Origin of the sequence: Streptomyces sp. BBFR2 (assembly GCF_044497305.1) — a bacterium.
Lineage (GTDB): Bacteria > Actinomycetota > Actinomycetes > Streptomycetales > Streptomycetaceae > Streptomyces.
Genome location: NZ_CP172415.1, coordinates 3587149 through 3599899, shown reverse-complemented (window position 1 = coordinate 3599899; position 12751 = coordinate 3587149). Strand labels below are relative to the sequence as shown.

Annotated in this window: 15 protein-coding genes and 2 pseudogenes; 6 read left to right on the top strand and 11 right to left on the bottom strand. The window is 70.7% G+C overall.

Going from position 1 to position 12751, the window contains the following annotated elements; all coding sequences use genetic code 11:
• Nucleotides 1-270: 270 nt before the first annotated feature.
• Nucleotides 271-462, bottom strand: a pseudogene (locus ACGH2B_RS14295) (helix-turn-helix domain-containing protein); the annotation flags it as partial.
• A 274-nt stretch (nucleotides 463-736) separates the two neighbouring features.
• On the opposite strand from ACGH2B_RS14295, the gene ACGH2B_RS14290 reads away from it, so the two are divergent.
• Entirely contained in the window at nucleotides 737-1804 is a 1068-nt protein-coding gene (locus ACGH2B_RS14290; protein ID WP_399088679.1) for an NAD-dependent epimerase/dehydratase family protein, read from the top strand.
• A 4-nt stretch (nucleotides 1805-1808) separates the two neighbouring features.
• Here the strand turns inward: ACGH2B_RS14290 and ACGH2B_RS14285 are convergent, their stop codons facing one another.
• The 4 genes from ACGH2B_RS14285 to ACGH2B_RS14270 form a co-directional block, all read right to left on the bottom strand.
• A complete protein-coding gene (locus tag ACGH2B_RS14285; RefSeq protein ID WP_399088677.1) occupies nucleotides 1809-2684 on the bottom strand; it encodes a glycosyltransferase family 2 protein in 876 nt (291 codons plus the stop codon).
• A 204-nt stretch (nucleotides 2685-2888) separates the two neighbouring features.
• A complete protein-coding gene (locus tag ACGH2B_RS14280) occupies nucleotides 2889-3299 on the bottom strand; it encodes a hypothetical protein (RefSeq protein WP_399088675.1) in 411 nt (136 codons plus the stop codon).
• On the bottom strand, nucleotides 3296-3667 hold the full coding sequence (locus tag ACGH2B_RS14275) for a hypothetical protein (protein WP_399088673.1): 372 nt from the start codon (nucleotides 3665-3667) through the stop codon (nucleotides 3296-3298). Before ACGH2B_RS14275 ends, ACGH2B_RS14280 begins: the two co-directional genes overlap by 4 nt.
• The gene (locus tag ACGH2B_RS14270; RefSeq protein WP_399088671.1) at nucleotides 3664-4122 is read right to left on the bottom strand and encodes an ATP-binding protein; all 459 of its coding nucleotides are present in this window, start codon (nucleotides 4120-4122) and stop codon (nucleotides 3664-3666) included. The genes ACGH2B_RS14275 and ACGH2B_RS14270 overlap by 4 nt, the downstream gene beginning before the upstream one ends.
• A 206-nt stretch (nucleotides 4123-4328) precedes the next feature.
• Here ACGH2B_RS14270 and ACGH2B_RS14265 point away from each other — a divergent pair, with 206 nt between their 5' ends.
• The 5 genes from ACGH2B_RS14265 (at nucleotide 4329) to ACGH2B_RS14245 (ending at nucleotide 6262) form a co-directional block, all read left to right on the top strand.
• Nucleotides 4329-5213: a helix-turn-helix domain-containing protein gene (locus ACGH2B_RS14265; RefSeq protein WP_399088669.1), complete on the top strand. Its 885-nt coding sequence runs from the start codon at nucleotides 4329-4331 to the stop codon at nucleotides 5211-5213.
• The gene (locus tag ACGH2B_RS14260; RefSeq protein ID WP_399088667.1) at nucleotides 5210-5404 is read left to right on the top strand and encodes a DUF397 domain-containing protein; all 195 of its coding nucleotides are present in this window, start codon (nucleotides 5210-5212) and stop codon (nucleotides 5402-5404) included. The genes ACGH2B_RS14265 and ACGH2B_RS14260 overlap by 4 nt, the downstream gene beginning before the upstream one ends.
• A 108-nt stretch (nucleotides 5405-5512) precedes the next feature.
• Nucleotides 5513-5716: a DUF397 domain-containing protein gene (locus ACGH2B_RS14255; protein ID WP_399088666.1), complete on the top strand. Its 204-nt coding sequence runs from the start codon at nucleotides 5513-5515 to the stop codon at nucleotides 5714-5716.
• Nucleotides 5717-5749: 33 nt separating this feature from the next.
• Nucleotides 5750-5953, top strand: a complete 204-nt coding sequence (locus ACGH2B_RS14250; RefSeq protein WP_399088664.1) for a DUF397 domain-containing protein — start codon at nucleotides 5750-5752, stop codon at nucleotides 5951-5953.
• Between the two features lie 108 nt (nucleotides 5954-6061).
• Complete coding sequence (locus ACGH2B_RS14245; protein WP_399088662.1) at nucleotides 6062-6262, top strand: DUF397 domain-containing protein; 201 nt, start codon at nucleotides 6062-6064, stop codon at nucleotides 6260-6262.
• Between the two features lie 55 nt (nucleotides 6263-6317).
• Here ACGH2B_RS14245 and ACGH2B_RS14240 read toward each other — a convergent pair whose 3' ends face one another.
• The 6 genes and pseudogenes from ACGH2B_RS14240 to cobN all read right to left on the bottom strand — a co-directional run bounded on the left by ACGH2B_RS14240 (nucleotide 6318) and on the right by cobN (nucleotide 12724).
• A complete protein-coding gene (locus ACGH2B_RS14240) occupies nucleotides 6318-6800 on the bottom strand; it encodes a hypothetical protein (protein ID WP_399088660.1) in 483 nt (160 codons plus the stop codon).
• Between the two features lie 79 nt (nucleotides 6801-6879).
• The gene (locus ACGH2B_RS14235) at nucleotides 6880-7104 is read right to left on the bottom strand and encodes a DUF397 domain-containing protein (RefSeq protein WP_399088658.1); all 225 of its coding nucleotides are present in this window, start codon (nucleotides 7102-7104) and stop codon (nucleotides 6880-6882) included.
• 134 nt (nucleotides 7105-7238) lie between these two features.
• A complete protein-coding gene (locus ACGH2B_RS14230; RefSeq protein WP_399088657.1) occupies nucleotides 7239-8087 on the bottom strand; it encodes a helix-turn-helix domain-containing protein in 849 nt (282 codons plus the stop codon).
• 26 nt (nucleotides 8088-8113) lie between these two features.
• Complete coding sequence (locus tag ACGH2B_RS14225) at nucleotides 8114-8644, bottom strand: DUF6879 family protein (RefSeq protein WP_399088655.1); 531 nt, start codon at nucleotides 8642-8644, stop codon at nucleotides 8114-8116.
• Nucleotides 8634-8876: pseudogene (locus tag ACGH2B_RS14220) on the bottom strand (hypothetical protein); the annotation flags it as partial. The pseudogene ACGH2B_RS14220 and the gene ACGH2B_RS14225, both read right to left, overlap by 11 nt.
• Nucleotides 8877-9097: 221 nt before the next feature.
• Complete coding sequence (gene cobN, locus ACGH2B_RS14215) at nucleotides 9098-12724, bottom strand: cobaltochelatase subunit CobN (RefSeq protein WP_399088653.1); 3627 nt, start codon at nucleotides 12722-12724, stop codon at nucleotides 9098-9100.
• Nucleotides 12725-12751 lie beyond the last annotated feature (27 nt).

Below are 12751 nucleotides of genomic sequence, written 5' to 3'. Positions count from 1 at the left end.
TGCGGGGGCTTCGGCCGTACGGCGATGGAGAAGAAGTTCTTCGAGCCCGGCGAGGGGCCGTCGTGGCTGGGCGGCGGCGGTGGCCGGCTGAGCTCCTAAGGCCGCGGCCGTTGTGGCTGCGAGTCCGACCAGGAGGTTCCGCCGTCGCATCTCTTCCGTCTCCTCACCACGGGGCTCCATGCTCACCCTAACGGGGAGCGCACGTGTCGCCGGTGGCGTCGCGCGGCCTGTTTCCGGGGGTGATACCGGCAGCCCCAGCACCCGTGGGTCGATGTCGAGTACGGACGCGATCCGCCGCAGGAAGGCCGCGTCCCCCAGGGGCTGTTTCCCTCTCTCCATCCGGGACAGTGACGCCGCCGTATAGCCGACGGCCCGGCCGACTTCATCGAGGGTCATATCGGCTGCACGGCGTGCCAGCCGGATGATCGCGGGTCGGTCGCTCCGGCCGACGGCCGCCCGCATCGACGTCGTTCGCCAGACCACCTCGTGTGGATCCACGGGACACCTCCCAACCGCCGATCTTCTCCCAACTGCCGTACACAACGAGGACGTTGTAATTCTTTTGCGTGACGCGCAAGACGGTTACCGGATACCGCCGCGGCCGGTCCGCAAAGGAAGTTCCGGGGGTGTCCTGGGAAACGCGAAGCGCGCATCACGGCGTGCTTTCAGCGTCCGAGAACGGAGTGACTGCCCGTCGCGTGGCCCGCGAGGAGCAGGACTCGAAACGGAGGAAGCAATGAGCAACTCGGAAAGCGTCCCCCCGCCCTTCTCCCGTTCCTCGTCCCCCTTCGTGGGGGCGACCGTCGCGGTTACCGGCGGTGGAGGGCTGATCGGCAGCCGGATCGCCGTCCAACTGCGGGCAGCCGGTGCCCGCGTGATCGTGGTCGGCAGGCTCGACGCGTATCCGAGCCGGGTCTACACCGAGCTGTTCGGCATCGACACCGGACACCGGGACACCGTGGTCGGCGATGTGACGGACCGGGCGCTGATGCGGCACGTCATCGGGCAGAGCGACTACGTGATCCACGCCGCGGCGATGGCGGACGTGGCCGCGTGCACCCGTAACCCGCTCGCCGCGCTGGGGACCAACGTCACGGGAACCCAGATCCTGCTGGACGAAGTGGTCCGCGCGGGGCGCGTGCAGCGGTTGGTGTTCACCTCGTCGGCGAGCGTCTACGGCAACGGCCGCCCCGTCGCTGCCGGGGACCCCGTGCAGTTCCACGAGGACGATGTACCCGCCCCATTGTCGGTCTACGGCAATACGAAGCTGTGGGGCGAGCACCAGGTGCGGATCGCCGGTGCGGCGGAGGGCATCCCGTACTGCGTGGTGCGCTACTTCTCCGTCTACGGCGAGCCCCAGACGGTCAAGGAGGGCAGCCATTCGTGGGTGGTGGCCTGGCTGGCGATGCGGGCTCACCTCGGACTTCCGCTGGAGCTGAACGGCGGCGGGCATCAGGTACGCGACTTCATCCACGTCGATGACATCGCTGCAGGCACCATCCGCGCGCTGGTCGCACCCGGTGCGTCCGGGCACGTGATCAACGTCGGCACGGGGCGGCCGACAACGATCCGGGCCATTGCCGAGCGAATCGTGAGGCACCACCCGGGCGCCGCCCTGGTCGAACGCCCGCTGCCGCCCGGCGATCCGATGGGCGGCTACGCCGACACCCGCCGCATGCGCGAAGCCCTGGGCTGGGAACCGCGGATCACGGTGGAGGACGGAGTCGACCGGTACGTGAGGTGGCTGGCCGCACGCCCCGACGCCGTCCCGCAGTGGATGCGCCACCTGTCCGGCGCCGCGTGACGGCCTAGATGACCGGCGGGCGGCCCAGCCGCGTCATGCGCCACACGGTGGACCAGCGCATCGGCCGGCGTCGTCCGCACGGTTGCCGTACGCCTTCGGTGAAGCCGCCGGCCCAGGCCCGCAGGCCGTCCCGCTGCCGGACGCGGGCCAGGGTGAGGGCGGTCCAGGTGCCGAGGTAGAGCGGGACCAACGCCGCGGGCAGGTGGCGTTTGGCCAGCCAGACGCGGTTGCGGGCCGTCATCCGGTGGTAGACCGCGTGCCGTGCGGGACTGGTCCGCGGGTGTTGCAGCAGCAGCCGCGGCTCGTACGTCACCGACCAGCCCGCGTCCAGGGCGCGCCAGGCCAGGTCCGTCTCCTCGTGCGCGAAGAAGAACTCCTCCGGCCAGCCGCCGATCTCCGCCAGCATCGGCATCGACAGGGCGTGCCCGCCGCCCAGGAACGTCGTCACCGGCCCGGCCCGCATCGGGTCCTTCGCCCGCAGCCGGGGGACGTGGCGCCGCTGGGTGTGCCCGCTCTCGTCCGCGATCCGGAAGCTGACGATGCCCAGCTCCGGGTCGGCCGCGTAGAGATCGGCGACGGTGCGGAAGACGTCCGTGCCGACCAGCAGGCCGTCATCGTCCAGGTCCACCAGGACGTCGACGTCGCCGAACTCCGCCAGGCGCCGCATCGCGACGTTGCGGCCGCCGGAGACGCCGAGGTTCTCCGGCAGTTCCACCGTGGTGACCCAGTCGGGGAGTGCGGGCAGCGGTGAGCCGTTGCCGACGACCACGACCCGCGTGGCGGCGGTGTCCTGCCCGGCGACGGAGTCGAGCAGCGCCCGCAGCTCCGCTGGCCGGTTCCCCATCGTCAAGACGGCGACGCCTACGCGGGGGTGACGCACGGCTGGGCTCCGTTCGCTGGGATGAGGCGTGATGCCAGTGACCGTACCGGCCGGGCCGCGGTAGGCGGGCCGACCGGGCCGCGACTCTGACAACGGGAGGGGCGAGGGGGCCGTAAGGGTCTGGGAAACCCGCACGGGGCTGCGGCCCCCTACGGGCCCGGGGGTTCCAAGGGACGTGCTCGGGGCCTGCGCACCCGGCCCGCCCTACCCCACCCCCGCGTCCAACGGCGCCCCGAACCCTTCCTCCCCCGTGTCGGCCCTCCTGGGGCAAACCGCCTCCGTCCCGCTCGCCAGCCGCAGGAACCGGGCCGGCTGTGCCGACCACTCCACCCACGTCGCGCCGCAGTCGAGGGTCAGCCCGCAGGCGGCTCCCAGGCGCAGTGCGAGCGCCGCCTCGGTCGCCTCCGGCCGGTCCAGCAGCCGCCGCACACGGTCCCGTTCGTACGGCGCGCACCCGGCGCTCACCTCCCGTGCGTCGTCGGCGATACGGCGTACCGCCGCGTCCGGGGTCCGTACCGCGGCGGACACCCACGAGGCGACGGCTTCGGCGTCCCCCGAGGAGTACACGTACCGCTCGCACCAGTACCCGGACGAGACGAGCCCCCGCTCCGTCATACGCCGCTCCACGCCGCCGCCTCCCGCCCCCGCCGCACGCGGGGCCGTTCCCGCTCGGCGGGCCGCTCCGGGCGGACGGCGACCGTGTAGAGGCACCCGTACGCGTCCACGGCCCGCACCGTGACGCCGACCCCCGCCACCAGCGCCTCCCGCGCCCCGTCCTGCTCGGCGGGGTCCCTCAGCCAGGCCCGTACCGCCCCGTCGTACGGCGCGCCCACCTGCTGCGCGACCTGCACCGCCCGCCGCCGCATCCAGGCCACCGCGCCACCCGGCGAGTACGACACCCATCCGCCGAGCGGAATCTCCCCGCCGTCCGGCCGCCGGGCCGTGGCCCGCACCCGGTACGCGACGAGTTCCGGCCGTTTCACCGTGCCCGGAGCGTCGGCCCCGGCCCCTCCGCAGGCGGGACGGCAAGCTCCGCCCACACCGTCTTCCCGATGACGTGCCGCACGACGCCCCAGCCATCGGCCAACGCGTCCACCAGCATCAAGCCACGCCCACATTCCGCGTCCTCCCCTGGACATCCCTCACGCACGGGCAGCTCCGCACTCCCGTCCTGCACCTCCAGCCGCAACCGGCCGTCCCCCGACGCCCCGCACCGGACCCCGACCGCCCCCATCACCGGCGCCCGCGCCTTGACCGCGTTCGTCACCAGCTCGGACACCAGCAACTCCGCGACTCCGGCCGCGTCCCGGCCGATCCCCGAGGCCAGCAACCGGGCCCGGAGAGCCAGCCGGGCACGGCGGACGCTGCGGGGGTCCAGGGGTAACTGGCAGGAGAGATATGGGAGTTGGAGTGTTGGCGCGCCGACGTACGCAGACATGAGCGTTCCCTTGAGAGCACGACAAGGAGACCCCGCCACACCCCCTACCCCAGAGCGTGAACGAGGTGAGACCCACCGTGACAGCGAGCCATTCCCCGGCGCAACTAAAACTGGGGAATTAATTCCCGCGAGTGATAGCCCCGATCGTGTTGCAGGCTGAAGCCGTCCCACCGCAGACTGTGCGCAGCGCTCAAGGAAGGCCAGAAGTGACGAGTCAACAGACAGCCGCCGCGCGGAAATCCACGGTTCTGGGCAGGAAACTGGGCGGCGAGCTGCTGAAGCTCCGCGTCGCCCAGGGGCTGACTCAGCCGCAGGCCGCACAGCATCTGACCGCTACGCAGACGAAGGTCGTCAAGATAGAGCGCGGCGTGGTGCCCGTACGCGATCCGGACCTTCATGCGCTGTGCGACCTGTACGGACTGGAACGCCCCGGCCCCGCTCGCGATCGTCTGCTGGCGCTCGCCAGGGCGGACCGCGAGCGCCGCAGGGCAAAGGGCTGGTGGGAGGAGTACACCAACCTCGGCGATCTGCTGGAGTACATCCAGCTCGAAGCCGGGGCCTCACGGATCCGTACGTTCCAGAACCAACTCGTCCCCGGCCTTTTGCAAACGCCCGAATACGCCAGGGCTGTCGTGGTGGCCGATGACGTGTGGGAGGACCCCGACGAGGTCGACCAGTTCGTGGCGGCTCGTATCAGCAGGCAGGCGCGGCTCATGGAAAGCCGGGACCTGGAGTTGTGGGCCGTGCTGTCCGAGGGCGCCCTCCGCCAGCAGGTCGGCGGCCCCACGGTCATGCGGAGGCAGTTGGAGCGACTCCTCGAAACATCGAGCTTGCCCAACATCAAGCTTCAGGTGTGGCCGTTCGAAGCAGCGGCGCACGCGTCGATGACCGGCCCCTTCGTCATCGTGGGCTTCGAGGAACCCGCTGCGCTGGACGTAGTCCACGTAGAAACTGCGGGCTCCCGGCTGTGGCTGGAGCGTGAGGAGGACGCGAACAGGCATCGCGGGCTGTTCGATAGCGTGCGCAGACAAGCGCTGTCCCCCGACGACACTCGCGCACGACTGGCCAGTTTGATCAAGGAGTACCGGTGACCGACTTCGAGTTCCATAAGTCCAGCTACAGCGGTTCCCAAGGGGAGTGCGTCGAGGTCGCCCGTAATATCCCCGGGGCCACTGCCGTCCGCGACAGCAAGCGCACCGCCGGGCCCCGCCTCACCTTCACCGCAAGCTCTTGGGACACGTTCGTCCAGAACCTCAAGGGCGTAGACAGCACGAACTGCTGACCAGCTCACGCCTTTCCCAGAGCCCCTGGCCCTCTTGAAGGCCAGGGGCTCCTTCGTTGAAATGGCCTCACCGGACCGAGCCTCGCGCCCTGGCTAGGAGCACTGACCATGCAATCTGAGATCACCACTCCCTTCCAGAAGTCGTCCCACTCAGCTCAGAACGGCGACTGCGTCGAGGTCGCCCACAACTCGACCAACGGCCGCATCATCCGCGACAGCAAACGCCCCACCGGGCCGCGACTCGCCTTCAACGCAGCCTCCTGGTACGCATTCCTCCAAAACCTTAAAGAAGACGGCGAGGCGTGTTGCTGAGCCAAGGCATACCCAACGGATGGAGGACTCATCGTGAAGTCTGAGATCGCCACCCCCTTCAGAAAGTCGTCGCACTCGGGCCAGAACGGCAACTGCGTCGAGGTTGCCCGCACCTCGACCGATGGCCGCGCCGTACGTGACAGCAAGCGCCCCAAGGGGCCTCGTATCGACTTCGGCGGAGCCGCTTGGGACGCGTTCGTCCAGAACCTCAAGGGCGAGGACAGCACAAGCTGCTGACCAGCTCGTTCCCCCGTCAGAGCCCCTGGCCCTCTTGAAGGCCGGGGGCTCCTTCGTTGAGATGGGTGCAACGGACCGATGCCTGCCGAGCTGACCGGAGGACTGGCCATGCACCCTGAGATCACCACCCTCTTTCGGAAGTCGTCGTACTCCAACCAGGAGGGCAACTGCGTCGAGGTAGCCCGCACCTCGACCGATGGCCGCGCCGTCCGCGACAGCAAGCGCGCCGCCGGGCCCCACCTCACCTTCACCGCAAGCTCTTGGGACACGTTCGTCCAGAACCTCAAGGGCGAGGACACAGCTTTCTGAACGCCATCATGTGAGGGGTCCCGGCCAACCGGCCGGGACCCCTCACGTCGTTCCGCTACCGCAGCGGGCAGCGCAGTTCCGGGCTGTCGCGGTTCGGGGAGCAGGTGATCACGGCGAGGGAGTGGAAGAGCGTGCCGGTGAGGTAGTGGCCCAGGGAGATGTCGCCGCCCCAGGTCAGCCGCTCCAGCGCCGAGGTGACCAGGTGGTCCAGGCGTGCCTCGTCCCGTTCGGAAGGAGCCGCGAACCGACCGGCCACCGCGGCGAGCTGAGTACCGATCCACGCTCCGGCCTCTTTCGGCTCCTGCCAGGTCCCCCGGACGACGGATGCCGGTTTCATCAGCCAGTGCGCGGTCTGCAAGGGCGGGAGGTCCGTCACGGTGAATTCGGCCGCCACTTCGCGGTACCGAGCGGTCAGCCGTTGCCCCGCCGCATCGTCCGGGGCTGCGGGAGGGGGCGGGTCGGGGTGGGGAGGCCGCCTCAGTGCTTCGTTGTCGAACGCCTTCTTCTCACCGAGCCATGCGTAGCCGTGATGGTGCACCGCCACTCCGTTCCGGAAAGGGCGACGGCCCCGCCCGTCGGTGTGCGAGGCGGGGCCGTCGGTCGGATGGACCGGAAGATCAGGCGGAGAGCCCGAAGCGCGCCGGGTCGATCCCGGCCGCTGCCAGCTCCGCCGAGGTGAAACGCAGCGAGTCACCGGCCGGGCGCTTGCTGTCGCCCAGCGCCCAGGCATCCGTCCCGATCCGGGCCAGCGTCACGCATGCCTCGCCGTCCGGGTGCGTGTTTCCTCCGCATGCGGTGCGGAACTCGGCGTCGTCGATGGGGAGTCCGTACAGGTCGGTCATCTCGTGCCCTTCCTGAGCTGCCGTCGGCCGACCGGATGCCGGCCTCCTCCGCCCTGTCGGGCGGCAGGTCATGGGACGAGCCTAGGAAGCGGCAAATTCCTGTCGCCACGTTCTTGCAGCAGATTGCACGTGAATCACCCGAGCGAGGTGATCGCATCCGAGATCAGCGCTCGGGCCGCGCCTCCGTACACAGCCATCGCGGACAGCTCGGAGAACGCCTTTGCATAGGTGGCGATTTCGCTCGGGGCGGTGATGTTCACGCAAGCTGTCAGAAGCTCGACGGTCGACTGCCGGTTGTCGAAGAGGTAGAAGGCTTCCAGCGGCCAGACGCTGCGGCGGGCCGCGAACGGGATAACTCCGATGCTCACGTGCGGCAGCGCCATCGTGGCCAGGAGATAACCGAGTTGCCCGGCCATGGTGGCGTTGTCGCCGATGCGGTAACGAAGGACGGTCTCTTCCATGAGCAGAGCGAAGCTGTGCCGACCCTCATGCAGGACCTGCGAACGCTCGATCCGGGAAGCGGCCGCCTGCTCGGAGTCGTCAGGCGTTTCCTGGAACGCGGCGATCGTCGAAAGCAGGGCCGTGGCGTACGCCTCGGTCTGGAGCATGCCGGGAACCACGTTCGAGCAGTACACCCGGAAGTGACGGGTCTGCTGGTGCAGAGGCACCACGTCTTCCTGCGCCCGGCGCATGCCGTGCCGGTGGAGCTTCTGCCAGTGCACATACATCTGATCGACCTGGCGGTTCACAGCGATCAGATCGGCGGCCCGGTCCTCGGCACCGCACGCCGCGCACCACGCGCGGATATCCGCGTCGGACGCGGGGGTTCTGGCCCGCTCGATGCGGGACGACTTGGCCGGACTCCAGCCGCACCGGAGAGCCAACTCCTGCCCGGTCAATTCCGCCTCTCTGCGCAGCTCCCCGAGGCGCGCGGCGAGCGCTTCGCGGGCGGCCTGGGCGCTGGAGGAAGGGGAGACGGACATGAGTCGGCTCTTCGCGGTTCGTCGTGTCAGACCTGGTACTTCTCGTGCGGGGTTCCGCGTTCCCAGACCGCCTCGAAAGCGGCCGAGGCCAGACGCGCCACCGCGGGTTCCGTCCGGACCTCCCAGCCGGGCTCGGACCAGTCTCCTTCACCGGTGAAGTGGTTGAAGAGCACCGTCTCGCCGTCGAAAATCCAGCAGTCGTTGCCGGGCAGTGCGATGTCCGACGCCTGGCGCCGGGGCAGCCAACGGACCTGCTCACCCGCGTGGAGGTTGACCGGGGTGCCGGCGTGCTCGTACCGGATGTACTCCGTGACCGGCTCCGAGACCACGCGTGCGCGGCGGATGGTGACGCCCCGGGCCACGGTGTCGCCGATCAGCTTCACCCAGGGCGCCCAGTAGGCCGATCCCGGGTCGACGTCCCGGTGGCCCGTGCGCTTCCAGTGCTCGAAGTCCCCGGCCTCGTCACCCACGCCGTACGTGTCGCGCATCTCCAGATGTACGGCCGAGTGTCGGGTCGCCGCCAGCAGCTCGTGGAAGCTTGGTTCCTTCTGCGACATCGCACGCCTTTCTCAGCATCGGCACCATGCGTGCCGGGATACGGATCACTGCTTCGTGTGGCGGAATCCCCGGCGAGTGGCCGGGTGCCTCGAATGCGGCGCACTCCGCCTCCAGCCGGGCGTCCGGCTTCCACCCCTGAAGGACCAATTCCCCCTGTGCCTCATCGACCCAGACGGTGGGGGAGCCCACCTGGCCGGTATCCGGATCGATCCCGATGAACCGCAGTGCCATAACTGCCTCCGGTGTCGAGCGGCTTTCGCCATCTTGCACGAGCTTCGGGGGAGAGGGAGGGAGGCGTCAAGAACGGCGGCCGCCCGAAGGGCCCTCTCCAGGCAGTTATCGGCCACGCCCTCCTTTCCGGGAAAGGTGGCGGCCCGCCCCACCCCTCACAGGCGGAACGGGCCGCAACGGCACCGACACACGGCGTCAGAAAACCCCGCCGCCGCGCAAGATCACTCCTCGCCCTCCAGCTCCCCCTCCGTCTCCAGGAACGCCTCGCGGAGGGCGGCGAGGGTCTCCGCGTCGGGCTTCTCCCACATGCCGCGCGACTCCGCTTCCAGGAGGCGTTCGGCGATGCCGTGGAGGGCCCAGGGGTTGGCCTCTTGGAGGAAGGCGCGGTTGTCGGGGTCGAGGACGTAGGTCTGGGCGAGCTTGTCGTACATCCAGTCGGCTACGACGCCGGTGGTCGCGTCGTAGCCGAAGAGGTAGTCGACGGTGGCGGCGAGTTCGAAGGCGCCCTTGTAGCCGTGGCGGCGCATCGCCTCGATCCAGCGCGGGTTGACGACGCGGGCGCGGAAGACGCGGGAGGTCTCCTCGACGAGGGAGCGGGTGCGGATCGTTTCGGGGCGGGTGGAGTCGCCGATGTACGCCTCGGGGGCGGTGCCCTTCAGCGCCTTGACGGTGGCGACCATGCCGCCGTGGTACTGGAAGTAGTCGTCGGAGTCGGCGATGTCGTGTTCGCGGGTGTCGGTGTTCTTCGCGGCGACGGCGATGCGCTTGTACGCGCTCTCCATCTCGTCGCGGGCCGGGCGGCCCTCCAGACCGCGGCCGTACGCGTAGCCGCCCCAGACGGTGTAGACCTCGGCGAGGTCGGCGTCGGTGCGCCAGTCGCGGGAGTCGATGAGCTGGAGCAGGCCCGCGCCGTAGGTGCCGGGGCGGGAGCCGAAGATGCGGGTGGTGGCGCGGCGTTCGTCGCCGTGGGCGGCGAGGTCGGCCTGGGCGTGGGCGCGGATGAAGTTGTCGGCGGCGGGCTCGTCCAGCCCGGCGGCGAGCCGTACCGCGTCGTCCAGCAGGCCGATGACGTGCGGGAACGCGTCGCGGAAGAAGCCGGAGATGCGGAGGGTGACGTCGATGCGGGGGCGGCCCAGCTCCTCCAGGGCGATGGGCTCCAGGCCGGTGACGCGGCGGGAGGCGTCGTCCCAGACGGGGCGGACGCCGAGCAGCGCGAGGGCCTCGGCGACGTCGTCACCGGCGGTGCGCATGGCGCTGGTGCCCCAGAGGGAGAGGCCGACGGAGGTGGGCCACTCGCCGTTGTCGGTGCGGTAGCGCTCCAGGAGGGAGTCGGCGAGCGCCTGACCGGTCTCCCACGCGAGGCGGGAGGGGACGGCCTTGGGGTCGACGGAGTAGAAGTTGCGGCCGGTCGGCAGGACGTTGACGAGGCCGCGCAGCGGGGAGCCGGACGGGCCCGCGGGGACGAAACCGCCGTTGAGGGCGTGGACGGCGTGGTCGATCTCGGCGGTGGTGCCCGCCAGGCGCGGGACGACCTCGCGGGCGGCGAAGTCGAGGATCGCGGCGACCTGTTCCGGCTGTCCGGCGGCCACGGCCGCGACGGCGGACGGCGCCCAGTCGGCGTCCTCCATCGCCTGGACCAGCTCCCGGGCTCGCTCCTCCGCCTCGTCGGCGGTGGTGCGGGTCGCGGCGGACTCGTCCAGGCCCAGCGCCTCGCGCAGTCCGGGCAGCGCGGACGTACCGCCCCAGATCTGGCGGGCGCGGAGGATCGCGAGGACGAGGTTGACGCGTGCCTCGCCGGTCGGGGCGGCGCCCAGGACGTGCAGACCGTCGCGGATCTGGGCGTCCTTGACCTCGCAGAGCCAGCCGTCGACGTGGAGGAGGAAGTCGTCGAAGCCGTCGTCGTCGGGGCGGGCCTCCAGACCGAGGTCGTGGTCGAGCCTGGCGGCCTGGATGAGGGTCCAGATCTGCGCGCGGATGGCCGGGAGCTTCGCCGGGTCCATGGCGCTGATCTGCGCGTACTCGTCGAGGAGCTGTTCGAGCCGGGCGATGTCGCCGTACGACTCGGCGCGCGCCATCGGCGGGACGAGGTGGTCGACGAGGGTGGCGTGGACGCGGCGCTTGGCCTGGGTGCCCTCGCCCGGGTCGTTGACGAGGAACGGGTAGACGAGGGGGAGGTCGCCGAGGGCGGCGTCGGGGCCGCAGGCGGCGGAGAGGCCCGCGTTCTTGCCGGGCAGCCACTCCAGGTTGCCGTGCTTGCCGAGGTGGACCATGGCGTCGGCGCCGAAGCCGCCGTCGTCGGCGGAGGCGGCGATCCAGCGGTAGGCGGCGAGGTAGTGGTGGGACGGCGGCAGATCGGGGTCGTGGTAGATCGCGATCGGGTTCTCGCCGAAGCCGCGCGGCGGCTGGATGAGGATCAGCAGATTGCCGCGGCGCAGGGCGGCGAGGACGATATCGCCCTCCGGGTCGCGGCCCGGCTCGTCCACGTGGCTGCGGTCGAGGAACATCTCGCCGGGCGGCGGGCCCCAGTGCCGCTCGACGGCGTCGCGCAGCTCCTGCGGCAGCGTGGCGTACCAGCGCTTGTAGTCGGCGGCGGGGATGCGGACCGGGTTCTTGGCGAGCTGTTCCTCGGTCAGCCACTCCTGGTCGTGGCCGCCCGCCTCGATGAGGGCGTAGATCAGCTCGTCGCCGTCGCCGGAGGCGAGACCGGGGACTTCCTCGTCGCCGAAGTCGTAACCCTCCTCGCGCAGGCGGCGCAGGAGGGCGACGGCGGAGGCGGGGGTGTCGAGGCCGACGGCGTTGCCGATGCGGGAGTGCTTGGTGGGGTACGCGGAGAGGACCAGCGCCAGCTTCTTCTCCGGCGCCGGGATGTGGCGGAGCTTGGCGTGGCGGACGGCGATCCCGGCGACGCGGGCGGCGCGCTCGGGGTCGGCGGCGTACGTCGGCAGACCGTCCTCGTCGATCTCCTTGAAGGAGAACGGGACGGTGATCAGGCGGCCGTCGAACTCGGGGACGGCGATCTGGGTGGCGGCGTCCAGCGGGGAGAGACCCTCGTCGTTCTCCTCCCAGGCGGCGCGGTTCCCGGTCAGGCAGAGCGCCTGGAGGATCGGCACGTCGAGGGCGGCGAGCGCGCCCGCGTCCCAGGACTCGTCGTCGCCGCCGGCGGACGCCTCGGCGGGCTTGGTGCCGCCCGCCGCGAGGACGGTGGTGATGATGGCGTCGGCCGGGCGCAGCGCCTCGATCAGCTCCGGTTCGGGCGCGCGCAGCGAGGCGACGAAGAGCGGCAGCGGCCGGCCGCCGGCCTCCTCGATCTTGGTGCAGAGCGCGTCGACGAAGCCGGTGTTGCCGCTCATGTGGTGGGCGCGGTAGTAGAGCACCGGGATGAGCGGGCCGTCGATGTCCGTACGGGCGGCGGGCCGGGCCAGTTCGCCCCAGGACGGGGCGGGCTGCGGCGGTTCGAAGCCGTGGCCGGTCAGCAGAACGGTGTCGGAGAGGAAGCGGGCGAGGCGGCCGAGGTTCTCCGGCCCGCCGTGCGCGAGGTAGGCGTGCGCCTCGGCGGCGATGCCGACGGGGACGGTGGACGCCTCCATCAACTGGGCGTCCGGGGCCTGTTCGCCGGTGAGGACGACGACGGGGCGGTGCTGGTCCTCGGCGAGGAGGAGGTTCAGGCCCTCCTCCCAGGCGCGGATACCGCCGAGGAGACGGACCACGACGAGGTCGGCGCCGTCGAGCAGCGCGGGGAGTTCGGCGAGGTCGAGCCGGGCCGGGTTGGCGAGCCGGAACGGCACGGGGCCGTCGGCGGCGCGGGCGCTGAGGAGATCGGTGTCGGAGGTCGACAGCAGCAGAAGCATGCGAGCGCAGAGCCTTCCTCGGGGTAT

Bases quoted from the DNA above. Each gene is read 5' to 3' on its own strand.
- ACGH2B_RS14290 (WP_399088679.1), top strand. From the start codon at position 737: ATGAGCAACTCGGAAAGCGTCCCCCCGCCCTTCTCCCGTTCCTCGTCC.
- ACGH2B_RS14280 (WP_399088675.1), bottom strand. From the start codon at position 3,299: ATGACGGAGCGGGGGCTCGTCTCGTCCGGGTACTGGTGCGAGCGGTAC.
- ACGH2B_RS14270 (WP_399088671.1), bottom strand. From the start codon at position 4,122: ATGTCTGCGTACGTCGGCGCGCCAACACTCCAACTCCCATATCTCTCC.
- ACGH2B_RS14255 (WP_399088666.1), top strand. From the start codon at position 5,513: ATGCAATCTGAGATCACCACTCCCTTCCAGAAGTCGTCCCACTCAGCT.
- ACGH2B_RS14245 (WP_399088662.1), top strand. From the start codon at position 6,062: ATGCACCCTGAGATCACCACCCTCTTTCGGAAGTCGTCGTACTCCAAC.
- ACGH2B_RS14235 (WP_399088658.1), bottom strand. From the start codon at position 7,104: ATGACCGACCTGTACGGACTCCCCATCGACGACGCCGAGTTCCGCACC.
- ACGH2B_RS14230 (WP_399088657.1), bottom strand. From the start codon at position 8,087: ATGTCCGTCTCCCCTTCCTCCAGCGCCCAGGCCGCCCGCGAAGCGCTC.
- ACGH2B_RS14225 (WP_399088655.1), bottom strand. From the start codon at position 8,644: ATGTCGCAGAAGGAACCAAGCTTCCACGAGCTGCTGGCGGCGACCCGA.
- cobN (WP_399088653.1), bottom strand. From the start codon at position 12,724: ATGCTTCTGCTGCTGTCGACCTCCGACACCGATCTCCTCAGCGCCCGC.